This is a genomic window from Thalassobaculum litoreum DSM 18839 (genome assembly GCF_900102465.1).
Taxonomy (GTDB): Bacteria; Pseudomonadota; Alphaproteobacteria; order Thalassobaculales; family Thalassobaculaceae; genus Thalassobaculum; species Thalassobaculum litoreum.
Genome location: NZ_FNBW01000011.1, coordinates 1 through 21,358 on the forward strand (window position 1 = coordinate 1; position 21,358 = coordinate 21,358).

21 protein-coding genes, 1 pseudogene and 1 other annotated feature are annotated in these 21,358 nt (G+C 64.0%); of the genes and pseudogenes, 11 read left to right on the forward strand and 11 right to left on the reverse strand.

Annotated elements, in window-relative coordinates:
* Window positions 1-229 (reverse strand): helix-turn-helix domain-containing protein (locus BLS34_RS17230; protein ID WP_175474266.1); only part of this gene is annotated, 229 nt, incomplete at its 3' end.
* A gap of 354 nt (window positions 230-583) precedes the next feature.
* Between BLS34_RS17230 and BLS34_RS17235 the strand changes: the two genes are divergently transcribed.
* Together BLS34_RS17235 and BLS34_RS17240 are read left to right on the forward strand one after the other, a co-directional pair.
* Entirely contained in the window at window positions 584-1,414 is an 831-nt protein-coding gene (locus BLS34_RS17235) for a TylF/MycF/NovP-related O-methyltransferase (RefSeq protein ID WP_093152228.1), read from the forward strand.
* A 453-nt stretch (window positions 1,415-1,867) separates the two neighbouring features.
* Window positions 1,868-2,194, forward strand: a complete 327-nt coding sequence (locus BLS34_RS17240; RefSeq protein ID WP_093152231.1) for a YnfA family protein — start codon at window positions 1,868-1,870, stop codon at window positions 2,192-2,194.
* On the opposite strand, the pseudogene BLS34_RS26685 reads toward BLS34_RS17240, so the two are convergent.
* Both BLS34_RS26685 and BLS34_RS17250 read right to left on the reverse strand, forming a co-directional pair.
* Window positions 2,169-2,360, reverse strand: a pseudogene (locus BLS34_RS26685) (GDCCVxC domain-containing (seleno)protein); the annotation flags it as partial. The gene BLS34_RS17240 and the pseudogene BLS34_RS26685 sit on opposite strands and share 26 nt — an antisense overlap.
* A 56-nt stretch (window positions 2,361-2,416) precedes the next feature.
* Window positions 2,417-3,901, reverse strand: coding sequence for a SulP family inorganic anion transporter (locus BLS34_RS17250; RefSeq protein WP_093152236.1), 1,485 nt, complete (start codon window positions 3,899-3,901; stop codon window positions 2,417-2,419).
* Between the two features lie 65 nt (window positions 3,902-3,966).
* Window positions 3,967-4,022: a sequence feature (sul1 is cis-regulatory element that is thought to sense ions involved in sulfur or methionine metabolism; They are found in Alphaproteobacteria), on the reverse strand.
* A gap of 778 nt (window positions 4,023-4,800) precedes the next feature.
* On the opposite strand from BLS34_RS17250, the gene BLS34_RS17255 reads away from it, so the two are divergent.
* Complete coding sequence (locus BLS34_RS17255) at window positions 4,801-5,310, forward strand: antirestriction protein ArdA (RefSeq protein WP_093152238.1); 510 nt, start codon at window positions 4,801-4,803, stop codon at window positions 5,308-5,310.
* Window positions 5,311-5,369: 59 nt separating this feature from the next.
* Entirely contained in the window at window positions 5,370-5,999 is a 630-nt protein-coding gene (locus BLS34_RS17260; RefSeq protein WP_093152241.1) for a hypothetical protein, read from the forward strand.
* A 12-nt stretch (window positions 6,000-6,011) separates the two neighbouring features.
* On the opposite strand, the gene BLS34_RS17265 is transcribed toward BLS34_RS17260, so the two are convergent.
* Complete coding sequence (locus tag BLS34_RS17265) at window positions 6,012-6,275, reverse strand: type II toxin-antitoxin system RelE/ParE family toxin (protein ID WP_093152244.1); 264 nt, start codon at window positions 6,273-6,275, stop codon at window positions 6,012-6,014.
* Window position 6,276: 1 nt separating this feature from the next.
* Window positions 6,277-6,636 (reverse strand): hypothetical protein, encoded by a 360-nt coding sequence (locus tag BLS34_RS25520; protein ID WP_139189375.1) that lies wholly within the window; start codon window positions 6,634-6,636, stop codon window positions 6,277-6,279.
* Between the two features lie 125 nt (window positions 6,637-6,761).
* On the opposite strand from BLS34_RS25520, the gene BLS34_RS17275 reads away from it, so the two are divergent.
* Complete coding sequence (locus BLS34_RS17275) at window positions 6,762-7,043, forward strand: type II toxin-antitoxin system ParD family antitoxin (RefSeq protein ID WP_093152249.1); 282 nt, start codon at window positions 6,762-6,764, stop codon at window positions 7,041-7,043.
* A gap of 2 nt (window positions 7,044-7,045) precedes the next feature.
* Complete coding sequence (locus tag BLS34_RS17280; RefSeq protein WP_093152252.1) at window positions 7,046-7,477, forward strand: type II toxin-antitoxin system RelE/ParE family toxin; 432 nt, start codon at window positions 7,046-7,048, stop codon at window positions 7,475-7,477.
* A gap of 1 nt (window position 7,478) precedes the next feature.
* Here the strand turns inward: BLS34_RS17280 and BLS34_RS17285 are convergent, their stop codons facing one another.
* From BLS34_RS17285 to BLS34_RS17295, 3 genes are read right to left on the reverse strand one after another with little or no spacing between them, the layout of a single operon-like run.
* Window positions 7,479-8,816 carry a relaxase/mobilization nuclease domain-containing protein gene (locus BLS34_RS17285; protein ID WP_093152255.1) on the reverse strand — a complete coding sequence of 446 codons (1,338 nt, stop codon included), beginning with the start codon at window positions 8,814-8,816 and terminating at the stop codon, window positions 7,479-7,481.
* Window positions 8,813-9,229, reverse strand: coding sequence for a hypothetical protein (locus tag BLS34_RS17290; RefSeq protein ID WP_093152257.1), 417 nt, complete (start codon window positions 9,227-9,229; stop codon window positions 8,813-8,815). The genes BLS34_RS17285 and BLS34_RS17290 overlap by 4 nt, the downstream gene beginning before the upstream one ends.
* On the reverse strand, window positions 9,226-9,978 hold the full coding sequence (locus BLS34_RS17295) for a glutathione S-transferase family protein (RefSeq protein ID WP_093152260.1): 753 nt from the start codon (window positions 9,976-9,978) through the stop codon (window positions 9,226-9,228). Before BLS34_RS17295 ends, BLS34_RS17290 begins: the two co-directional genes overlap by 4 nt.
* 392 nt (window positions 9,979-10,370) lie before the next feature.
* Between BLS34_RS17295 and BLS34_RS17300 the strand changes: the two genes are divergently transcribed.
* Both BLS34_RS17300 and BLS34_RS17305 read left to right on the forward strand, forming a co-directional pair.
* Window positions 10,371-11,378 carry a serine hydrolase domain-containing protein gene (locus BLS34_RS17300; RefSeq protein WP_093152263.1) on the forward strand — a complete coding sequence of 336 codons (1,008 nt, stop codon included), beginning with the start codon at window positions 10,371-10,373 and terminating at the stop codon, window positions 11,376-11,378.
* A 119-nt stretch (window positions 11,379-11,497) separates the two neighbouring features.
* Window positions 11,498-14,053 carry an ATP-binding protein gene (locus tag BLS34_RS17305; RefSeq protein ID WP_093152265.1) on the forward strand — a complete coding sequence of 852 codons (2,556 nt, stop codon included), beginning with the start codon at window positions 11,498-11,500 and terminating at the stop codon, window positions 14,051-14,053.
* 259 nt (window positions 14,054-14,312) lie between these two features.
* Here BLS34_RS17305 and BLS34_RS17310 read toward each other — a convergent pair whose 3' ends face one another.
* Window positions 14,313-14,540, reverse strand: coding sequence for a hypothetical protein (locus tag BLS34_RS17310; RefSeq protein WP_245702022.1), 228 nt, complete (start codon window positions 14,538-14,540; stop codon window positions 14,313-14,315).
* Window positions 14,541-14,874: 334 nt separating this feature from the next.
* On the opposite strand from BLS34_RS17310, the gene BLS34_RS17315 reads away from it, so the two are divergent.
* Both BLS34_RS17315 and BLS34_RS17320 read left to right on the forward strand, forming a co-directional pair.
* Complete coding sequence (locus BLS34_RS17315) at window positions 14,875-15,426, forward strand: biliverdin-producing heme oxygenase (RefSeq protein ID WP_093152268.1); 552 nt, start codon at window positions 14,875-14,877, stop codon at window positions 15,424-15,426.
* Complete coding sequence (locus BLS34_RS17320) at window positions 15,410-17,977, forward strand: HWE histidine kinase domain-containing protein (protein ID WP_093152271.1); 2,568 nt, start codon at window positions 15,410-15,412, stop codon at window positions 17,975-17,977. Before BLS34_RS17315 ends, BLS34_RS17320 begins: the two co-directional genes overlap by 17 nt.
* A 44-nt stretch (window positions 17,978-18,021) precedes the next feature.
* Here the strand turns inward: BLS34_RS17320 and BLS34_RS17325 are convergent, their stop codons facing one another.
* Together BLS34_RS17325 and BLS34_RS17330 are read right to left on the reverse strand one after the other, a co-directional pair.
* Window positions 18,022-18,828 (reverse strand): response regulator, encoded by an 807-nt coding sequence (locus BLS34_RS17325; RefSeq protein ID WP_175474267.1) that lies wholly within the window; start codon window positions 18,826-18,828, stop codon window positions 18,022-18,024.
* Between the two features lie 261 nt (window positions 18,829-19,089).
* The gene (locus BLS34_RS17330) at window positions 19,090-19,833 is read right to left on the reverse strand and encodes an ATP-binding cassette domain-containing protein (RefSeq protein ID WP_093152541.1); all 744 of its coding nucleotides are present in this window, start codon (window positions 19,831-19,833) and stop codon (window positions 19,090-19,092) included.
* 217 nt (window positions 19,834-20,050) lie between these two features.
* On the opposite strand from BLS34_RS17330, the gene BLS34_RS17335 reads away from it, so the two are divergent.
* A complete protein-coding gene (locus tag BLS34_RS17335; protein WP_093152276.1) occupies window positions 20,051-21,250 on the forward strand; it encodes an ROK family protein in 1,200 nt (399 codons plus the stop codon).
* The last annotated feature ends 108 nt before the right edge of the window (window positions 21,251-21,358 follow it).

Sequence of the window (21,358 nt, forward strand, 5' to 3'; positions counted from 1 at the left end):
CAACAAGATCGAGAATCTCGTCGCCAACGGCCTCGATCCGACCAGATCGCCGATCACCGCCCATCGGACGTGCTGACCAGGTCCCCGTCGATCGCCATTTCTGCACCCATTTGATCGCGGTCGACACACCGACGCCAAAGCGCTCTGCCGCCGCACGGCGGGACATCCCGCCCTCGACCGCCTGGATCACACGTTCTCGAAGGTCATCGGAAAAGGCTCGCGTCATCATGGCTGGCCTCCAATCCCCAGCCATGATGGTGAATCAGATTCGTGCCAAAAACGGAATCCCCTACGATTCCCTCAGGTGCGAAAATGCTCTAGGTAGGCGTCGGCGGGTATTCGACACCGGCTTTTTCGAACTCACCGAGAGCAAGAAACCTTCCTGCAGCGGCAACTGCATGGATAGCGGATTAGGGATTGCAAGCTCAGATGTGGTCCGCTGCCTTGTACGGCGGACCGGAGATTAAACACAGAACGAGTCGTGAATAATAACCTCAAAAATGTATCGATGCCTGTTTGGCGAATTATTTCGGCAATTTAGGCAATATTATTCGAAAATTACGGCAAGAACCAAGGAGTCAGAATGATACTCGAAGTGGGCGAAGCATTTATCCACGCGGAAGTTTTTCACGTAGCTGCTGCAACGATCAGTTCAATCCTGAAACCTGTGCGGCGGCTGGCGCGTCACTGTCTCGTATTCGTCTTTATGCCGGTTCTCAACGCCTTGAGCCACCGTGCCTATGCTCAATTCCTGCCTGACCGCTATTCCGGGGCAGACGTAGAGATCAGAAGATTACGAAAGCTTTGGGATACTGGTCGACTGGGCAACAATGGCGGTGATCATGCGCGGCTGTTCTTCCTGACAGCGAGCATTCAATCGCTGGAGAGCGCCCGCCTGCCAGGTGCTTTCGCTGAACTCGGGGTTTTCAAAGGAAATTCCGCCCGAATCATGCATGAAATGGCACCAGAGCGTGATCTCTTTCTGTTCGACACGTTCGAAGGCCTTCCTGAGGAACATGTGACAGCCGATCCGGCGCAGACCCGGGTTGGAGGTTTCGCGTCGAGCCTCAGCGAGGTTCGCCGCTTTGTCGGCGAGGGACCCCGGATTCATTACTGCCAAGGAATATTTCCCGAGACCGCCGAACTCGTGCCGGAAGATGTCCGCTTCGCACTGGTGCATCTGGATTGCGACCTGTACGTCCCGACCAAAGCGGCTCTCGAGTTTTTCTACCCGCGCATGACGCCAGGTGGTCTGCTCATCGTGCATGATTATCATAGCGGATACTGGCCCGGCGTAACGGCTGCCGCCGACGAGTTCCTGGCCGACAAACCGGAGGGTCTCGTTTACATCCCGGACAAATCGGGAAGCGCCGCCCTGGTTAGGCAACACGACATGAATTCCAAACCTACCTGACCGGTATCGCCTGACGTCGGTCGTGGCTGAGCGTCAACCTGCCAAATGTCGTTATGGCCACGTAGCGCTTAATCAGCTTGCAGTCGGATGATCATTCGCCCAGCGATCCTGGTCATGCTCTATCGGAACAGGATGACCGGAATTTGCACACTCGGGTCATCTCCGATGTTGTCGAGCCGAGGACGAAGTTCCTAGTCCGCGAGTGTCCGTAAGTCCCCATCACCGAGCTTTCGTCGTCTTCCGGCTCGGCGCACTCCCGTTCGACGGTCTGCACGATCCACGCCGTATGGCTGCACTTTCTATGGGAATAGATCGAACAATCCACGAGCGCGAGAGGGTGGGTCAAGCGAACGGTATTTCTCCACGCTTCCGGTAACCAACATATCTTGCTTGCTTGCTTGATTAGGCTCGACATGGCCGCTGACCCTACTAACGAAGGGGAAGAGAGTCTGCATGTGGACGATACCGACCTACATTCTAGCCGCGTTCGCGGAGATCGGTGGGTGCTTTGCCTTTTGGGCGTGGCTGCGCCTGGACAAGTCCCCGCTCTGGCTCGTGCCCGGAATGCTCAGCCTCGCCCTGTTCGCCTGGGCGCTCGCCCGGATCGAGGCCGACTATGCCGGGCGCGCCTACGCGGCCTACGGCGGTGTCTACATCCTGGCATCGTTAATTTGGATGTGGGCAATCGAGGGCACTCGTCCCGATCGCTGGGACACTATCGGCGCTGTGATCTGCGTCGTCGGAGCTATTGTCATCATCTTTGGGCCGCGTAACGCCTGATCGGGCCGCACCGTCTCTTTCCGCCGCCCTGACCCTCAATCGGGATGGGCGGGCAAGGCGCCGATCCATAGAAGCAGAACACGCGGCAATTCCATGCCTTTGGACGGAGCAGGGTGGGGCAACCCTTGCACTCGTAGATGAACTGGCAGGCATCGGTCGGCATCCGGGTGGATTGGTGCTCAACTCAAAACCGCTTGCGGGTCCAGCCAGGCCCGATCGGCGTCAATGGCCCATGAGACGCTCGAGCGCTCCGGGCTTGTCGTGAATGGCGAGGCGATCGACAAGGGTCTCGGTCGCTTCGTTCATGCCGTCAATTTCCACTTCTGCGCCCTCGCGCCTGAACTTAAGCACGATCAAGTCGAGAGCGGCGACGCTGGAAATGTCCCAGATATGGGCGCGACTGACGTCGATTGTGACCCTTTCCAGGGCTTCTTTGAAATCAAACGACGCCGTGAAGGCATCGGCCGACGCAAAGAACACCTGCCCCTCGACATGATAGGTGCGCGCCGATCCGTCCTCGCTCAGCACCGAGGTCACACGGAAGATCTGCGCAATCTTCCAAGCGAAGAAAATGCCCGACAGAAGAACGCCTACGAGCACCCCGATTGCTAAATTGTGCGTCGCGACCACGCTGACCACGGTTGCCAGCATGACGACGCTGGAACTTCTTGGGTGGTCCTTCAGGTTCCGGATGGACGACCAACTGAAGGTGCCGATCGAGACCATGATCATGATGGCGACGAGAGCCGCCATCGGGATCTGGCGGACCCAATCCCCCAGGACCACGATCATGAACAGCAGAAACACGCCGGCGCTGAACGTGGAAAGCCGGCCACGGCCTCCCGACTTCACGTTGATGATGGACTGCCCAATCATCGCGCAACCGGCCATTCCGCCAATGAAGCCGGTTGCCGTGTTGGCAATGCCCTGGCCGATGCATTCCCGGTTCTTATCGCTCGGCGTGTCTGTGAGGTCGTCGACGATCGAAGCCGTCATGAGGGATTCCAAGAGTCCGACCGCTGCCACCGCCGCCGAGTACGGTAGAATGATCATCACGGTTTCGAAGTTCAGCGGAATGTCTGGAATCAGGAATATGGGAAGTGTCGATGGCAGCTCACCCATGTCGCCGACAGTCCTCAGGTCAAATCCGAAGCCGATTGCAACGGCGGTCAAGGCGACAATGCAGACAAGCGGTGACGGAATGGACTTCGTCACGAGCGGGAAGAGGTAGATAATGCCAAGACCAGCCGCGACCATCGCATAAGTGAGCCATGGCACCCCGACCAACTCCGGGATCTGTGCCAGGAAAATCAGGATGGCAAGCGCGTTTACGAAGCCCGTCATCACCGAGCGCGACACAAAGCGCATGACATAGCCGAGACGGGCAAATCCCGCGCCAATTTGCAGCAATCCTGCGAGCACGGTGGCAGCCAAGAGATACTGCAAGCCATGCTCGCGTACCAACGTGATCATCAACACGGCGGTGGCGGCCGTTGCCGCCGAAATCATGCCGGGTCTGCCGCCAGTGATGGCGATAATCACCGCAATGGAGAACGAGGCGTACAGTCCAACCTTTGGGTCCACCCCCGCAATGATGGAAAACGCTATGGCCTCCGGTATCAGAGCAAGGGCAACGACCAACCCTGCAAGTACATCACCTCTGATGTTGCCGAACCATTCATTTCGATAAGCAGCCAGATTTATCATTCCGATTCCTTAGCCAACAACCGTCACGCGAATCGGCTGATTTAGCTCAATATAAATTTGGAGTTGATTATCTGGCGGATCGGCGGCCAGAAGAGCCACCCGGATTTTCACCGGGTCCAAGTGCTTGCTGGTTACGTATCCCAAAACCATGCCGCACCGCAACAATTCAGTCAGGTGCCGGGTTGGTCAACGCAAGTGACCTGAACCCCGAGTTCTGTCTGGCTGTTGGCAGAGCCCAAGCATCGATGGTGTGCTCCCGAACGTGTCCCGGCATGGGCTAGAGTTTGCGAGCCATGGTCAGCATTTCGGCTGGCTGCGTGTGCTGATTTCACAAGCTCCGCGGCGATACTTGTTCCCGGGGGTATCGATTTGTGTGACCGTTGGAGCGGCGATGCGGCCAAGGGCATCCGTCAGCAGATCCTTGGCTCGACGCAGCTGAGCTTGGCGCTCTCAGTCAGGGTGTAGGGAATAGCGGAAACGAGTGGGCACCTCGTCGACTCTCTCCTACTTAGGTGATGTTCGCACTCCAGGCGTTTTGCCGCACGCCATAGCATCCATTCTTTGTCTTCTTCACATTGATGCTGGGCGCGTCCATGGGACCGGGTGCGCGTGAACCAAGCCCCGCATGAGCCGGGTCTTGGCCATTCGGCTTCGCCCCCTCGCGTATGATTCTGCCAGCCTGCGGCTGACTTCCTGTCGTTCCTAAGAGGGGCCTGCGGCCCCATCGCGCTCAAGGCCAAGCACTTGCGGGCGTAAACCGGCGGACCGTGGCTCCTCCGGCTGTGCCTCCGTGCGCCCGCACCATCCCCCGCTTTCCGGCCTTGACCGCATCCCCCCGCTCATTGGCGCGGGCCTAGTCGGTTGCATGCGCAACCCCTAAGCCAAAGGAGATAAGGGAAATGACCATCACACTTCACGCACAGCCATACGACATTTCAGCGAGTGGCTTCTATTTCGAGACCGCCGAGCAGTACGAGACCAAGGCGGCCAAGACCGTGAACGCCTTCGGCCAGCGGGTCGAAGAATTCGAAATCCAGTTCATCGACGGCGAGGACATCGATTGCGCTCTTGCCAAGGCGTGGGGGCTCAATCAGGCCAATGTCGCGGCCTATCTGGAGGCTGTCGATGCATGGGACGATGAGGAAAAGCGCCACTACATCATCGCCGTGGGAGAATGCGGCTACGCCCATGACGACGTGGCGGACGATCCCCACAGCCTTGATATCGATATCTACGCCGTGGAGACGCTGCGCGAGCTGGCCGAGCAGTTTGTGGATGACGGCCTGTTCGGCGACATCCCCGCGAGCCTGCAATTCTACATCGATTATGACGCCATCGCCCGAGATCTCGGTATGGATTACGCCGAAACCACCATCGCCGGGGAGCGGCTGATTTACCGGTGCGGCTAAGCCCGCACCGGCGGAAGGGTAGATTTTAGGACAACGATTTGAGCAAAGGAAATTCAGGCATGATCAGCGACACCGAATATCAACGACTATACGCCAGCCCGCCCCGGACCTTGCCGGGCCGGGTGAACCGCGCCGCCCTGCTGCTGCGGGGCGGGATGGGACGCAGCCGCGCCTTTGATGATTGTTTCGAGATGGGCGGCGGGGCCGACATTCTGGCCCGGCTGCTGCACCGGGCGCATACAGAAAGCCCGGAGTTGCTGGAGATGATGAAGGATCAGGGAAACTGGTCGGAGGCTTTCGCCGTCTGCCCGCCGACGCCCGCGCCGCTGGCCTTGAGCCATGAAGACCGGACCTACGCGCTTTCCCGCGCGACCGCCGGACTGCCGCGCGTAATGACAAGGCGCGGCGTATCGCTTGCCGATGGGCTGACCGATGCCCGGCTTGCCGAGGCCCTGTCTTCCGCCATGGGCGAGCATGGTGGCTGCGGCGGCCCGGACGAGCCGTCCCTTGCGTGGTGTGGGGCCGGGCTTCGCATCTGGGCGAGTTGGGAGAGCGTGAACACCGTGCAGGACACGCCCGTCTTTCAGGGCGTGGCGACCGTGAGGGCCGCGCGAGAACACTGGCGCATCCCCGATCCGGACGAAGCGCAGCTTTGCCTGTTCGATCGGGACGCTTCGGCTTCGGGTTGAAGGGTACGGCGCTCAGGCCATCGCAGTGTGCCGGACTTCCGTGATCAACGGGCCGCTTGGGGTCAGCCGGTAGTACACAATGTGCATGCGGTAGACGTAGCGGCGCTTGCCTTCCGACCACTCGCGCCCGAGTTTCGGATTTTCAGCCAGAAGCTCAAAGCTGTAGTAAAGACCGCCAAGGTATTCCTGCGTTTGATCGTCTCCGAAATACCGCTTTGTATAACGTGCAATGTCTTTGATGTTGGTCCGCGCTTGTCGGGAAAGCTTGTATTCCATTCTAGTTTTCGGCGCGAATCTCGCTCAGAATTTCATGCAGGGAGGCGCGTTCAGCAACGCCGCTGTCAAACCCGGCCTGTTCGCTTTGCTCGATCACAGCGCGGCGCTGTTCATCACTCAGACTCGCCCACAACGCCTTATCCTCATCGGTCGGAAAGACCGTTGAGGTAAAGCGAATACCCGAAACGTCAATTGTTTTTACTTCATTCATGTCTTTATTATACCACTTGCGGTTGGATGTTTCAAAGGCAAAGTCTTTCCCTTGACGTAGCCGCATCCAACCCGGCGCAGCCGCTCTCGGGCGAAGCCGAACGGCACACATAGGCATATGATACCGGATTTGCCGTGTGGCAACACCCATACCTACCGCTCCGGCGTCGGAACCGTCGCGCGCCTCATCACGGCGGAGCGGATATCCGGTAGTTGGCAATTTTTGACAATTCGCTCATTTTGATGATAGAATTTAATAAGATAAGGAGGCCGCCGATGCCGACGCGCAACATCAATTTGACGGAATACTACGACAACTATCTGGCAGAAGTGCTTGCCTCCGGGCGGTACAAGAATGCCAGCGAAGCGGTTCGCGCCGGGCTCCGGCTTCTGGAGTTTCAGGAGCGGGAAGAACAGGCGAAGCTTGAGGCTCTGCGCTCCGCGTTCCAAGAGGGCAAAGATGCTTTCGAGCGCGGCGACTACGCGACGCTTCACGGCGATGCGGACATTGATCGGTATTTCGATGAAGTGGCTCAAGAAGCCGACCAACCCGCGTAAGCATGCCGGGTGCCCGCTATACTCTTCGCCCGACAGGCCCAGCGCGGCGCGACCTGATTGATATCCGCCGCTACACGCGCGAGACATACGGCAGCCAGCAGGCGAACGCCTACGACGCGCTGATTAAACAAGCCTTCAAAGACATTGCCGCCGACCCTTTCAGGCCGGGCAGCAAGGAACGCCCCGAGATCGGCGAGGGCGTCCGCAGCTATCACATCTCTCTGAGCCGCGAGCGGGCCGGATCGGACATCAAAACGCCCCGGCATTTCGTTCTGTACTATCTCCCCACGGATGCAGAAATCGCCGTGAGCCGGGTCATTCACGACTCCCGCGACCTCGCCCGGCATGTCCCGCGCGATCACATCGACAAAGCGAGAGACTTCAAGGAAGCGAGACGGCGCGAATCCAAGGAGCGCGGGGATAGAGATCGGTAAATTACCGATCGAGGTTCGGACCATCCCGTGATCGACCGCGACGGCGAGGTCGATCCTCTGTGCGCCTGCGTTCCTTGAAGGCTTCACGGCGGGCGTTGCGCTCGGCTTCCGAATCCGTCTCCATCCGTTGGAAGACCTTCGCATCCTCGCGCAGCTCGCGCGTGATGGCGGTATTGGTTTTACGCTGCTGCGCCCGTTCTTGGAGAGCCGCACGGCGCTGGGCGAGCTGGGCGGCGGTGAGTTGCTGACGCTGCGCCTGATCACGCTCCATTGCTGCCTCCGCTTCCAGCCGGTTGCGTTCCAATGTCCGTTTCCGCTCCCCCCTTATCCGGTCCCACAGTCCAGCAAGCCCTTTGCGCAACCTTGCCTGCTGGGCGCGTTCTTCGTCTTGTGCACGGCGCTGCGCCGCTGCCTCCCGTTCCCGGCGCTCGGCTTCTTGTGTGGCCTTCAGGGCGGCGCGCCGCTCTTCAGCATCGCGCTTTTCGCGCTCCTCGCGCTGGCGCACCTCCCGCTGGAATTCCTCCATCTTGGCCTGCATGGTCCGCGCGATTTCGATCTTGGCATCGGCGAGCGACGGCAGCGCCTCCATGTCTCCCAGCCGTTCGCGCACGGCAGCGGTTTTCACATCCGCCCATTTGGCGACCGCGTAGACCTCGCCCCGATGATCGACCGCGACATAGCCGCGTTTGTCGCCACGCGCGAGCCAATAGCCTCGCTCTTGCAGAGCATGGGCGAAAGCGGCCTTGCTGTCGGAGACCGCCCACGCATCGGCAAACGCCGCCTTGATCTCACGCGGGTCTTCCTTGATCCGCTTGGCTTGCTGCCATTGCTCCAGGGAGAAGTTCCGGGGATCATGCTCGCCACTGACAGCCAGGCCGCGCGGCATGGTCCAGCCGTGTTCGAGATATAGCTCGCGCGCCACGTCTTGGAGCTTACGCTTGGAGTGCGGCAGGGGAATCGCCTTCATTTCCTCGACATCGATCCGGCTCCAGACCGCATGCGCATGGCGGCGCACCTGTCCGTCATCGCCGCGCTTTTCATGGAACACGAGCGCGCGGGGCTGGCCGGAGAGGCCGAGTTTGGCTTCCGCCCGGTCCGCAGCGCGAAAGAATGCTTCGTCTTCCACGGCGGCATCTTTCGGCGGATTAAGACTCAGCGAGAACAGATATTGCTGACAGCGGGTTCCCCGGCTGATCGCGTAGGTTTCACGGAACGCGCCGTCGAGATCACCTGCGATGAAGCCGCGCAGCTGCGCGACCTCGACCCGCTCATTCTCGGTCTTCATGAGGTGCTGCGCGAGATCGCGCCCGCCGCCGCGTGGATTGACGACGAGGATCACGCTTCACCCCGCAGGGCGAGCGCGCCCATGAGAGCGGCGCGCATATCATGGACGCCTGCGCAGGCGTCATGCAGGGCTTCCCGGTCATTCTCCGTCATGGCGATGCGCTCGCCTTCCGCCGCCGTCAGCAGCAGGAATAGGCACGATACCTGATCGGACTTCCCGAGCTTGCCGAGCAGTTGGGCCAGCAGCGCATAGTCGATGGAGGGCTTGGCCGCTGTCCGGCGGGGTTCTTGATCCTCGCCGAGCGCTATCTCTCGAACATACGCGCCGAGAGAGCGCTTGCCCGCCTTGCGCTTCAAAACTTCGCGCTCCGCATTGCTCACCCGGATCGAGATCGACGACGCCCGGCGGCGGTTCGGGCGTGGCTTGGCGGCAGCGTCCTTGAAGATATTGGCAGAGGACCAGCTCATGGCTCCGGTCCCCCGAAATCGATGGGGATATCTTCGCCGAGCGCCTTTAGCTGATCCTCCCAATCCGATAGCGTGGAGAAAATCCGGTTCGAACTGTCCTCAGACAGCTCCACCATTCCCCCTCCGTCATTCGATCGCCGCCCGCAGCCTAACGTATAGGGCTGCGTCGATGCGACCGACTCCCGCTGCTGCTGCCGCTCGCGCCACGCCGACAGCGTCGGCAGATCGGCAAGCCAGTCGCGGTCGGGAAACCGGAAACCGATGTAGTCCACCACCGTGACCGCCGCGTAGCCGGCAATATCGGGACGGTCGGCGAAGTCGCGGGGCGGCATGGCGTCGAGGCGCCTCAAACCCTCCCGCATGGTGCGGTGGCGCTTGATGCCGACGGCGTCGCTGTCGAATGTCGGGCTGGACTTGCGGCCGATGATGATCGAGGTCGCCGCCTCGATGGCACCGAGGGCGACCGCGGCAACGGTCAGGGTGCGCTCCAGATCCCGGGCCGGCCATACCGACGGCTCGGGCGCGATCGCGTCGAGATATCGCAGGATGAGAAGGGCCTCGGCGATCGGCGTGCCGTCATCGGTCACCAGCGTCGGCACCCGCGCCGCCGCGTTGGCGCGCAGGAACGGTTCCGCGTCGCCCCAGGGGTCCACGATCTCCGTCTCGACCCGCCCGGCCAGTCCCTTCTCGGCGATCGCTAGGCGAACCAGCCGCACGAAGGGCGATGTGGTGTTGATGTAGAGCTTCATGAGACCCTCCCGACCCGTTATGGCTCCGACCTTGGTGGCCGGACGCGCGCCCGCGGACGGGGACGCCCGGGGCGGAAGAGTGTCTCATGCGGGCCGCCGGCCCGCCACGGTCAGGCCGTGAAGAGAGCGACGCCCCCCACGGCGACGACGGCGATTGCAACCGAGATTGCCAGAACCACCAGGACTGGGAATCCGCGTCGGGCCTGACGGGCTTCAGTAGGGGTGAGTTTGGTCATTGTGAGCTCCTTTCCCGTCCATTGCGGACGCTATAACTCTCCCCTAGAGGTAGGCTTGTACCGCCGTCTGTCGACCCCGGCGGCCGTGGCAATCCCGGAATCCAGGCACATATTGGAACCAGCCCGACGCGTTCACCGACCCGGATCAGCACGCCGATGAGCCTCACCCGACGCCAGTTCGCGACGGCCAGCGCGGCCGCCCTCGCCGCCCCCTTCGTGATCCCGGCCGCGGCATCCCGGACCGCCGCCGCCCAGACACCGGGGCCGGCCATCGGCGAGGCCGCGCGGTCGTTTCCAAGGCTGCATTCGATCCTGGTCCAGCGCGGCGACGAGATGGTCTTCGCCGAGGCGTTGCGCGGACCGGGGCTCGACCGGACGGCGAACATCAAGTCCTGCTCGAAGAGCCTCGTGGCATTGCTGCTCGGCATCGCCATCGACCGCGGCGAGGTGCCGGGAGTCGACGCCCGGCTGGCCGAGGTGGCGCCGCGGCTCGTGCCCGACGACGCCGAGGCCGAGGTGGCACAGATCACCCTGCAGGACCTGGTGACCATGCGCGCCGGGCTGGGGGCCACCTCGGGACGGGAATACGGCGCCTGGGTCAATTCCCGCGACTGGGTCTCCTATGCCCTGCGCCGCCCCGTGGTGGGGGAGCCGGGTGGGCGGATGATCTATTCCACCGGCTCGAGCCACGTGCTCGGCGCCGCCCTCGCGGTGGCCGCCGGCGAAAGCCTGCTGGACCAGGCCCGGAACCGGCTGGGCGATCCGCTGGGGATAGAGATCCCCGCCTGGACCCGGGACCCGCAGGGCTACTACATGGGCGGCAACCAGATGGCGCTGACCCCGCGGGCGATGCTGCGCGTGGCCATGCTGATGCGCGACGGGGGCGTGTTCGACGGCCGGCAGGTCGTCTCGCGCGCCTGGGTGGACGCCTCGGCCGAGCCACGCACCCAGTCGCCCTGGTCGGGGCTCGGCTACGGCTACGGCTGGTTCGTCTCCGACAGCGGCTACCTGATCGCGCGCGGCTATGGCGGTCAGGTGATCGCCGCCCATCGCGCGCGCAACCTGGCCGTCGCCATCACTTCCGATCCGGCTCAACCGGCCCGCTCGCAGGGCTATTTCGGCGACCTGATGGCGTTCCTCGACGGACCGATCCTGGAGGCCTAGCACCGCGTCCCGGCCGCAGGGTGGGCATAGGATTCCCGGCATGTGCCAGGGGTTATTGACGAAATTTTAAGACTATTTTTTCCATTGTCCTGATCTCTGCTCGATACAGGACGAAAGCGATGTTTGCGTGGCTGCCACAGTTCATCAGTGGCCTTGGCCTCCTGGTCATGCTGTCGGTCTGCGTGGCCTATATCGAATCGCTGGCGGCCGCCGGCGTCCGGCGTGTCCTGCATAACGTCATCATCGGATCCCTGTTCGGGATCGTCATCGTGCTGGTCATGCTGAAGCCGATCGAGTTGCCGGTCGGTTCGACCTTCGACCCGCGCGCCGGCCCCGCCATTCTCGCCGCGGTCTTCGGCGGGCCGATCGGCGCGATCGTCGCCGCCGCCATTGGAGCTGCGGGCCGCTATTATCTGATCGGCGGACCGGTGGCGCTCGGCGGCGCGATCGGCTTCCTGATCTACGGCGCCTTCGGCCTGCTGGTCATGACGGTCCTGCAGCGCCGGGGGCTGCGACTCACGCCCGTCACCCTGGCCGTTATCGGCGCGCTCGGATCGGTCGCCGTGCTGCCCGCCTTCTTCGTCAGCGTCGACGCGGCGACGGCGATTCAGATCATCCGGAAGGCCGGCCTGATCTTCCTTGCGAACAACATCGCGGGAACCGTGATCATCGGGCTCGCCCTGGAGGCCTGCCGCAAATACGTGCAGCTTCGCGCCAACCTGATCAAACGGCAGCAGGAGGACGCGAAACTGTCCCTCGTCGCCCGGGAGACGACGAACTCGGTGATCATCACCGACGGGGACGGGCATATCGAATGGGTCAACGAAGGGTTCACGCGCGCCACCGGATACACGCTGGCGGAAACCGCGGGCCTGAAACCGGGCGACCTGCTCCAGGGACCGGACACAAATCCCGAGACGGTCAGGCTGATGAGCGAAGCCCTTGCCCGCGGGGCCGGCTTCGACGTGGAGATTGTCAACTACCGCAAGGACGGCACCCCGTTCTGGGTGGAGATCAGCTGCCAGGCGATCCAGGAGCCCGGCCAGCCCAAGAAGTTCATCGCGATCGAAAACGACATCACATTGCGGAAGAAGGAGTCCGAGCGGGCCGAGAAGGCGGAACAGATGCTTCTGATGGCCATCGACTCGATCGACGATGGTTTCGTGTTGTTCGACAGGGACGACCGGCTGATCCTCGCCAATCGCAAATACAAGAATTTCTTCCCGCGCGGTCACGACATCATAAAGCCCGGGGTCGATTTCGAGACGATCCTGCGGGCCTCGGCCGAGGACAACAGCTACGTCATCCCAGGCACGTCCGGTCGCACGCAGCCGGCATCGGGCGATGCCGCGTTCGAAGAGCACATCCAGAGCCGACTGGCCGCACACCGGGCCGGGGGCGAGATGAACCAGAAGCTCAGCGACGGGCGCTGGCTGAAGCTGCGGGAGCGGAGGACGCCGGAAGGCGGGGTCGTGGGCCTGCGGATCGACATCACCGAGCTGAAGGCCGCCCAGGAGGCCGCCGAGGCCGCCAACCTGACCAAGTCCGAATTCCTGGCCTCGATGAGCCACGAGATCCGTACGCCGATGACCGGGATCATGGGCATGGCAGACCTCCTCCTGGACGAGGATCTCAAGCCCGAATGGGCGGCCAGGGTCCGGCGGATCAAGGGCGCCTCGGCCGGACTGCTGCGGATCCTGAACGACATCCTGGACCTCTCCAAACTGGACGCCGGAAAGATGCTGGTGGAGGAGATCGCCTTCGAGGTCCGGCCGCTGATCGATGACGTCCTGAGCCTTACGCAGCAGATCAGCCAGACCTCGAAGATCGAGCGGATCGCCATTTCCGCGCAGATCGACAAGGCCGTCCCCCGCACGGTCAGGGGCGACCCGGCGCGCCTGCGCCAGATTCTGATCAACCTGCTCGGCAACGCCATCAAGTTCACCGAGCACGGATCCGTCACCCTGCACTGCGGCGTCGGCCAGTCAGGAGACGGTCTGTCGTTCAAGGTGATCGACACCGGCATCGGCATAAAGCCCGAGGTGCTGCCCAACCTGTTCACCGCCTTCACCCAGGCCGACGCCTCGATCAGCCGGACCTATCAGGGCACAGGGCTGGGCCTCGCCATCTGCCAGCGGCTGGTCAACCTGATGAACGGGAGCATCGGCGTGGAGAGCCGGTTCGGCGAGGGAAGCACCTTCTCCGTCCACCTGCCGTTCCAGGCGCTCGCGGAGAATGGGGCCGAGGGGGAAGGCGCGACCGCCGGACCCGCTGCGCCGGTCAGCCGGCTCAAGGTCCTGGTGGTCGAGGATGTCGAGATCAACCGGATGATCGTCGAGGCGATGCTGGCGAAGAACGGCCATACCGCGGTTCTGGCGACGAACGGGGCCGAAGCCGTAGACGCGGTCGAGGCCGAGGACTTCGACGTCATCCTGATGGATCTCCGGATGCCGGTGATGTCGGGCATCGAAGCGACCCGGCGGATCCGGCAGATGCCCGGGAGCAAGGCGCAGATCCCCATCATCGCCCTGACGGCCGACGTGGTCGAGGGCAGCAGGGAAGCCTGCAAAGCGGTCGGAATCGGCGGTTTCGTCCCGAAGCCCATCGAGGTTGACGCGCTGAACCAGGCGCTGCGGGACGCGGTCGCGGCGCGCAGGACCGATCCGGTGGGCTGACCGGCCGTGACGGCACAGTGGCCATCGTATCGGCGGCGGTGGTGAGCTGGCTCACGCCAAACCGGATGGGCCCACGGGTCGTCCAGAAGACGTGCGAGCTGGCCGGTTTCATGTCGATCCAGATCATCGCCGTCTGCGCCTGTGCCGGCATCATCGTCGGCGTGTTCCTGCTGCCGGCAGGCGTCCAGGGCTGGTCCCTGGGCGGTCGGAATGTCCTTACCAAGAGGGAACGGAGAGGCCGTCCCTCTCCGGTAGCGCCTCAGATCGCGCGGAAGTCGGTGGAGCGGACACGGTCCGTCAGGTCGATCTCGTCTTCCAGCACGGTCTCGCTCATCAGCATGCCGCGGCGGATCAATTCGCGGATGGCGGCCGCGAGGCTGGGCATGCGATGACGATAGCGCCAGTCATCGATCGAATCCAGTTCGTCCCTGTCCAGCATGATCTGCAGACGAACGGTCCGGAGGCCGGATTGGTCCGAGGCAGGCATCGTTGCATTTCTCCGAATACAGCCTCGTACCGACGCTTGGCCGAGCAGCCGTATCAACGCTACAGCGACGCCCGTTAGTCAATAGCGACAACGTGCTACAGCCTACGACGCAGGCGCTTTTCGCTACCGCCTGCTGTGAGTCACGCCTTCCACCGAACCCGATCCGCGACTAGGGTGAAATCCGCGTATTCGGGCGGGTGGCCGCCGCCCGGGTAAGTGGTTGCGAACGGACAGCGAGTCGGCATCGACGGCGATCCGGCAACCGCAGTTACCGGCCTTCGCCGCCCCCGCCCCGCACTCCGATCGATGTCTGCCCCATCAGGAGGTCTGCCCCATGAGACTGAGAGACCACCTCAGACAGCAAACCAGGCCCCTGCACCGGCGGACGGAACAGCTGCTGGACGGGCTGGATATCCGGACCCGGTCGGGCCTCGACCGCTTCCTCCTGGTGCACCATGCGGCCGTCATGCCGATCGAGCGCCGGCTTGCCGCCTCGACCATGGCGGAGCGCTGGCCGTTCCGGCTCACCGACCTGATCGCCCAGGACCTGGCGACGCGAAAACTGACGCCGACACAAGGGGTAATGGCGGAACAGTTCCAGCACGCGCATCCCCTCGGCCTATGCTATGTGCTCGGAGGTTCCAGGCTCGGCGCCCGTTTCCTGCTCAAACGCCTGAGCGGTGCGGAGCCGGCGCCGCGGTATCTGACCCGGGCGCCGGACCACGCGATCTGGCCCTGGACACTGTCCCTTCTGAACTCTCCCGAGGCGGACGCGGCGCCCTGGGATGCCGTTGTGAATGCCGCCGAGACCGCCTTCGCCAGTTTCGCCGACGCCCTGACCCTGGTCGAGACATCCAAGGAGAGCATCGATGAGCTCGCTGTCTGAAACGCCGCCGGCCATCGACCCGTCGGAATGCGAGCGCGAGCCGATCCACCAGCCCGGCCGCGTTCAGTTCTTCGGCTTCCTGATCGCGGTGTCGCCCGACTGGACCATTACCCAGGTCTCGGCCAATACCGGAACCTATATCGGGCTCGAGCCCGAGGACCTTCTCGGCTCGGACCTGAACTCCGTGCTGAACCGTGAGGCGATCCACAACATCCGCACCCGCATGCAGATGCTGCAGGACGAGGACACCGTGGAGCGGCTGTTCCGCATCCGGATCCTCGACAACCTGAACCGGGAATTCGACATCGCGCTGCATGTGACCGGCCAGACCACGATCCTGGAGTTCGAGCCGAATTCGGACGTCCAGCAGGACTACACCGCCTATGTCCAGCCGATGATCAACCGGGTCTCGAAGCCCGAGACCGTCAAGGAGGCCTGCGTATCCGCGGCCAAGGCGGTCCGGGCGCTGACCGGGTTCGACCGGGTGATGGTCTACCGGTTCCACGACGACGATTCGGGCGAGGTGATCGCCGAGGTCTGCAACCCCGACGCCGAGAGCTATCTCGGTCTGCGCTATCCGGCCTCCGACATTCCGTCCCAGGCCCGGCGGATGTACCTGCGCAGCACGCTGCGCATCGTCTCCGACATCCAGGCTCCGACCGCCGAGATCCTGCCGGAAAAGGACCCCTCGACCGGCGAGCCCCTCGACCTGTCGCTGTCCAGCCTGCGGGCGGTATCGCCGGTCCATCTGGAGTATCTGGCCAATATGGGGGTCCAGGCCTCCATGTCCGTCTCCATCGTCATGCGCGGCAAGCTCTGGGGACTGATCGCCTGTCACCACAACAGCCCGCGGGTGCTGAGCTTCCAGGCACGATCGGCCACCCAGATGTTCGGCCAGCTCTTCGCCCTGATCCTGGAGAAGAAGGACAACGAGATCAGCAGCCTCGACCGGGAACGCGCCCAGGCCCTGCACGACGGACTGATGGCGCGCCTGGCCACCGGGTCCTCGATCGCCCGACAGTTCCAGGACCTGGCCGACATGATCTCCCAGGTGATCCCCTGCGACGGGATGATCGGCTGGACCGAGGGGGTGTACAACGCGGTCGGCGAGGTGCCGAGCCAGGAGGAACTGACCGACTTGCTGCCGTTCCTGTCCTCCATGGCGTCGGGCCGGATCTACGCCACCCACGATCTGGCCAGCGTGCTGCCCGAGGGCGTGTCCGCGCCCGCCTCCGTCGCCGGTCTGCTGGCGATCCCGGTGTCGCGCTCCTCCCGCGATTTCATCGTGCTCATGCGCCGGGAGATCGGCAAGACGATCGAGTGGGCGGGCGCGCCCGACAAGGCGGTGACGAAGCGCGACGGCGCGGAGCGGCTGAGCCCGCGCACCAGTTTCGCCGCCTGGCAGGAGGTCGTCCGCGGGCAGTCGGCGCTCTGGACCGACAGCGACATCCGAACGGCCGAATCCCTGCGTGTCACGCTGACCGAGGTGATCCTGAAGATGTCGGAGACGGCGCTGGCGGAGCGCACGGCCGCCAACGAGCGCCAGGAGATCCTGATCGCCGAGCTGAACCACCGGGTCCGCAACATCTTCAACGTGATCCGGGGCATCTGGTCCCAGAGCTCGGCATCCGGCGGCGGGACCGTCACCGGGCTGACCGAAACCGTCGGCGGCCGAATCCAGGCGCTCGCCCGCGCCTATGATCAGGTGACCGAGGTCGACTGGCGTCCGGCGTCCCTGTGGCGCCTGTGCGCCACCGAGCTCGCCGCCTATTCGGGTTCCGGCCGCGACCGGCTGGAGCTGCGGGGCCAGGATGCCCTGCTGCTGCCCAACGCGGTCTCCGCCACCTCGCTGGTGATGCACGAGCTCACCACCAACTCGATCAAGTACGGCTCGCTCAGCGCGCCCTCGGGCTGGATCACGGTGACCTCGACGGGAAACACGGATGGCGGCCTGACCATCGAGTGGCGGGAGCAGGGCGGGCCTCCGGTCTCGCCGCCGGAGCGCATCGGCTTCGGCACGACGATCATCGAGCAGTCGGTGCCTCACGAGCTTGGCGGAACGACGGCCGTGCGCTTCGTCGCCGACGGGTTGGAGGTGGATATCACCATCCCGGCCCGCTTCGTCGCCGGGATGGTCAATACGCCGCCCCCCTCGGTCGGCCAGTTCCGCGAGGCGCCGCCGCCGAAGCAAACGATCAGCGGCTCGGTTCTGCTGCTGGAGGACAACCTGATCATCGCCCTGGCCTCGGAGGACATGCTGCGCAACGTCGGCGCCGACCATGTCTGGATCTGCTCGACCGTGCCCCAGGCCCTGCGGGTTATCGAGACCAGCGATATCGATTTCGGCGTGCTTGACGTCAATCTGGGCGACACGAATGCGGGCGACGTGGCGCGGGAACTCAGCCGGCGCGGCGTCCCCTTCATGTTCGTCACCGGCTACGGCGAGCGGTCGCCGATGAAGCAGGCCTACCCTAACGCACCGGTCCTGCAGAAGCCGTTCGCCGAGGAACGGCTCGCCCTGGCCCTGGCCACCCTCAGCGGCCAGGGTTAGAGCGCGATGCGGCAATCGGAGAGTTCGACGGCGGACGACCCTTGTCAGCCTATGTCGCGCTCGGCCTCGGCATCGATCACGGAGCCGAGCCGGTCGCGGGCGGCGATCGTGTAGCCCAGGGCGGCGCGGATGGCCTCCGGCTTGAAGGGCTTGGCGACGATCACCGCCGGCTCGTCGTCCAGCCCGGTGAGCACCTCGTCGGGATACGCGGTGACGTAGATGGTGGCGAACTCGCCGTCGGCCCGCAGCTTCTCGATGGCCTGCAGCCCGGTATCGCCGCCTTCGAGCATCTGGTCGGAGACGATGATCTCCGGCCAGTTCCGGCGGCAGACCTTTATGGCGTCCGCCTCGTTGGCGACGATGCCGATCACCGACAGCCCGGTCTCGCCGATGATGTCGGAGAGGTCCTGGGCGATCAGGCCGTGGTCCTCGAGTATCAGAACCGGCAGCGGCGGCAGGTTCCGGGTCAGCTTCCGGCCTTCCTCCAGCTCGACCGTACCCTGCTCCGGGGTCAGTTCCAGCAGCTTGGCGCCTTCCTCGACCGTGAAGCCGACGAAGTCGCACAACAGCAGCATCTGCTCGCAGACCGGCGGCAGGTTCGGCACGAAGGTGCGCAGCCGGTCGTCGGTGAACGGCAGCGGGTCGCCCTTCGTCGCGCCGTCGCCCTCGGTGGCGTTCTGGAACGCCCACTCGCGGAAGAAATCCTTGAAGACCTGGAATTTCGCGGAGGCCGTGGCCGTCCCGCTCAGAACCTCGTCGGTTTCGGCGCTGGCATAGGTCAGCCGCAGCCACTCTTCCGCCCAGACCGTATCGACGTTCAAAGCGCGCAGGAACCGGCGAAGCGGGCGCACACTCTGATGATTAAGCCATTTTCGCATAGACACTTTACCTGAGTCGCGCAAAGCCGCGCGGAATCCACATCCCAACAAAGAAGACCAATTTAACGCCGATTCGGCAATGCGGTTCTCCAATTTCTACCGGGTGCGGGTCGAAGTTTCGTTGAGTATGCAAGAGTTGAGCGGCAAGTTACCCAGCAATATCCCGCTATACTAGAGCTCCTTGACGGTCCTGAACCAAATAACGCGGTCTCCGGCGCGGTCCTGCGACGCCCTTCAGGCGGCCTGCTCGATGGCGCCGGTGATCAGACCGGTGACCTCTTCCGGCGAGGACTGGGAGGCCGGCTTGTCGGTCACCAGTGTGCCGCGCCGCAGAACGGCGATGCGGTCCGCCACGGCGAAGACATCGGGCATGCGGTGGCTGATCAGCACCACCGCGATCCCCTGGTCGCGCAGGCGCCGAATGAGGTCGAGTACCTCGGCCACCTGGCGCACACTGATCGCCGCGGTCGGTTCGTCCATCAGCACGATCTTCGGCTCGGACAGCCGGGTGCGGGCGATCGCCACCGCCTGGCGCTGGCCGCCCGACATGCGCCGCACCAGATCGTAAGGCCGGGTCTCGGATTTCAGTTCCTCGAACAGCACCCCGGCCCGGGCATACATCGCCCGGTTGTCGAGCACCCGGAACGGCCCGAAACCGCGCATCATCTCGCGTCCCAGGAACACGTTCGCCGCCGCGGTCAGGTTGTTGCACAGCGCCAGGTCCTGATAGACCACCTCCACCCCGGCATCGCGGGCCTCGCGGGGATTGTGGAACTCCGCCGGCGTCCCGCCCACCAGCACCTGCCCGGCGCTGGGACGGAAATTGCCGGAGATGATCTTCACCAGCGTCGATTTGCCCGCGCCGTTGTCGCCCATCAGGCCGACGATCTGCCCCGGCTCGACCGCAAGGGAAATGTCCGACAGTGCCTGGATGGCGCCGAACCGCTTGGAGACACCGCGCAACTCGAGAACCGACATGAAACCTCCCGCCGCGGCCCCGTTGATCGGGCCCTCGATATTTTTCATATCATCAACTTATTTTAGAGGAACAACGCCGGGCCGGCCACAGAAACTCACCGCATCGGCTTGACCACCCCCGATTTCAGCCGAATAATTTCACTGAAGAAGCAAAAACGATCCGCGCCGCCGGCCGGTGCCGGTGGGTCGATCCGAGGAAGCAGCTGGGCTATTCGTCTTGGAGAAAGATAACAGTCGGACACGCATCCTGCGCCTGCTGCGCCGCCATGGCGCCATGCCGCGCGTGGAGCTGGTGCGCCGTACGGGTCTGAGCGCTGCGGCGGTCTCGACCATCACCTCCGACCTGATCGGCAACGGCGTGCTGGTCGAGGCGGCCGAGGAACCGGCGCCCGGCAGCGCGCGGGGCCGTCCTCCGGTCAATCTGGCCTTCAAGCCCGACTTCGGTCGGGTCGCCGCCGCCTCGATCCGCATGGACGTGATCGACGCGGTGATCGCGGATTTCCAGGGCAATATCCTGGCCCGGGAGCTGGTCCCCTGCACCACCCGCGACCTGAAGGGCGACGAGGCGGCCCATGCCTGCGGCGACGCCATCGAGAGGGTCATGGCCACCCTGCCGGGTCCCGGGCCGAGTACGCTGGGTATCGCGTTCCAGGGCATCGTCGATCCGGTCGCCGGCCGCCAGGTCTGGAGCCCGATCCTGGCGATCCGCGACACCGACGTGGTGACCCCGCTGACCGACCGCTTCCGGGTCCCGGTGGTGATCGAGAACGATGCCGCCGCCACCGCGCTCGCAGTCACCTCGCGCGACGGCCGGCTGCAGGAAGGGCTCGTGGCGGTGCTGATGATCGGCCACGGCGTTGGCATGGGCCTGTTGAGCCATGGCGGCCCCTTCCCCGGCACCCACGGCTTCTCCTCGGAGATCGGCCATGTGCGGCGGCAGCCGTCGGGCGCCCAGTGCCGCTGCGGGCAACGCGGCTGCATCGAGGCCTATCTTGCAGATTACGCCCTGTATCGCGACGCCCGCTCGATCGCCAACCTGCCGATCGCCAACCACCAGCAGCCGAGCGAGGAGCAGATGACGGTCCTGGTCCGCCGCGCCGAGGAGGGCGACGGGGGCTTGCAGCGGCTGTTCGACGAGGCCGGGTCCAGCCTGTCCGACGCGGTGCGCACGGTGGCCTCGGTCCTCGCGCCCCACCGGATCGCCATCGCCGGGTCCGGGATGCGGGGCTATCACCTGATGAGAGCGAGCTTCGAGGCGGGATTGCGGGATTCCCTGAACCCGTCCTACGACCCGCTGTCGCGGATCGTCATCGCCGAGGGCGGCGTGGACCTGATCGTGGAGGGCATGGTGCAGCTCGCCCTCCAGCGCCTCGACGCGGAACTCGCCACCGGCGTGCCTGTGCGGGAGGCGGGATAGGCCGCCTCGCCCGACGTTCTTCGGCCCTGTGTGGAGGCTCACCCGTCCGCGCGGCAGGACGGAAGATCGCGCGAACCCGGGCGTCGCCCCGGCACAAGGCCGGGGAGT

What these genes read in the sequence shown, in the direction of transcription:
- BLS34_RS17235 (WP_093152228.1), top strand. Translation starts at nt 584, where the DNA reads ATGATACTCGAAGTGGGCGAAGCATTTATCCACGCGGAAGTTTTTCAC.
- BLS34_RS17240 (WP_093152231.1), top strand. Translation starts at nt 1,868, where the DNA reads ATGTGGACGATACCGACCTACATTCTAGCCGCGTTCGCGGAGATCGGT.
- BLS34_RS17250 (WP_093152236.1), bottom strand. Translation starts at nt 3,901, where the DNA reads ATGATAAATCTGGCTGCTTATCGAAATGAATGGTTCGGCAACATCAGA.
- BLS34_RS17255 (WP_093152238.1), top strand. Translation starts at nt 4,801, where the DNA reads ATGACCATCACACTTCACGCACAGCCATACGACATTTCAGCGAGTGGC.
- BLS34_RS17260 (WP_093152241.1), top strand. Translation starts at nt 5,370, where the DNA reads ATGATCAGCGACACCGAATATCAACGACTATACGCCAGCCCGCCCCGG.
- BLS34_RS17265 (WP_093152244.1), bottom strand. Translation starts at nt 6,275, where the DNA reads ATGGAATACAAGCTTTCCCGACAAGCGCGGACCAACATCAAAGACATT.
- BLS34_RS25520 (WP_139189375.1), bottom strand. Translation starts at nt 6,636, where the DNA reads ATGGGTGTTGCCACACGGCAAATCCGGTATCATATGCCTATGTGTGCC.
- BLS34_RS17275 (WP_093152249.1), top strand. Translation starts at nt 6,762, where the DNA reads ATGCCGACGCGCAACATCAATTTGACGGAATACTACGACAACTATCTG.
- BLS34_RS17280 (WP_093152252.1), top strand. Translation starts at nt 7,046, where the DNA reads ATGCCGGGTGCCCGCTATACTCTTCGCCCGACAGGCCCAGCGCGGCGC.
- BLS34_RS17290 (WP_093152257.1), bottom strand. Translation starts at nt 9,229, where the DNA reads ATGAGCTGGTCCTCTGCCAATATCTTCAAGGACGCTGCCGCCAAGCCA.
- BLS34_RS17295 (WP_093152260.1), bottom strand. Translation starts at nt 9,978, where the DNA reads ATGAAGCTCTACATCAACACCACATCGCCCTTCGTGCGGCTGGTTCGC.
- BLS34_RS17300 (WP_093152263.1), top strand. Translation starts at nt 10,371, where the DNA reads ATGAGCCTCACCCGACGCCAGTTCGCGACGGCCAGCGCGGCCGCCCTC.
- BLS34_RS17305 (WP_093152265.1), top strand. Translation starts at nt 11,498, where the DNA reads ATGTTTGCGTGGCTGCCACAGTTCATCAGTGGCCTTGGCCTCCTGGTC.
- BLS34_RS17310 (WP_245702022.1), bottom strand. Translation starts at nt 14,540, where the DNA reads ATGCCTGCCTCGGACCAATCCGGCCTCCGGACCGTTCGTCTGCAGATC.
- BLS34_RS17315 (WP_093152268.1), top strand. Translation starts at nt 14,875, where the DNA reads ATGAGACTGAGAGACCACCTCAGACAGCAAACCAGGCCCCTGCACCGG.
- BLS34_RS17320 (WP_093152271.1), top strand. Translation starts at nt 15,410, where the DNA reads ATGAGCTCGCTGTCTGAAACGCCGCCGGCCATCGACCCGTCGGAATGC.
- BLS34_RS17330 (WP_093152541.1), bottom strand. Translation starts at nt 19,833, where the DNA reads ATGTCGGTTCTCGAGTTGCGCGGTGTCTCCAAGCGGTTCGGCGCCATC.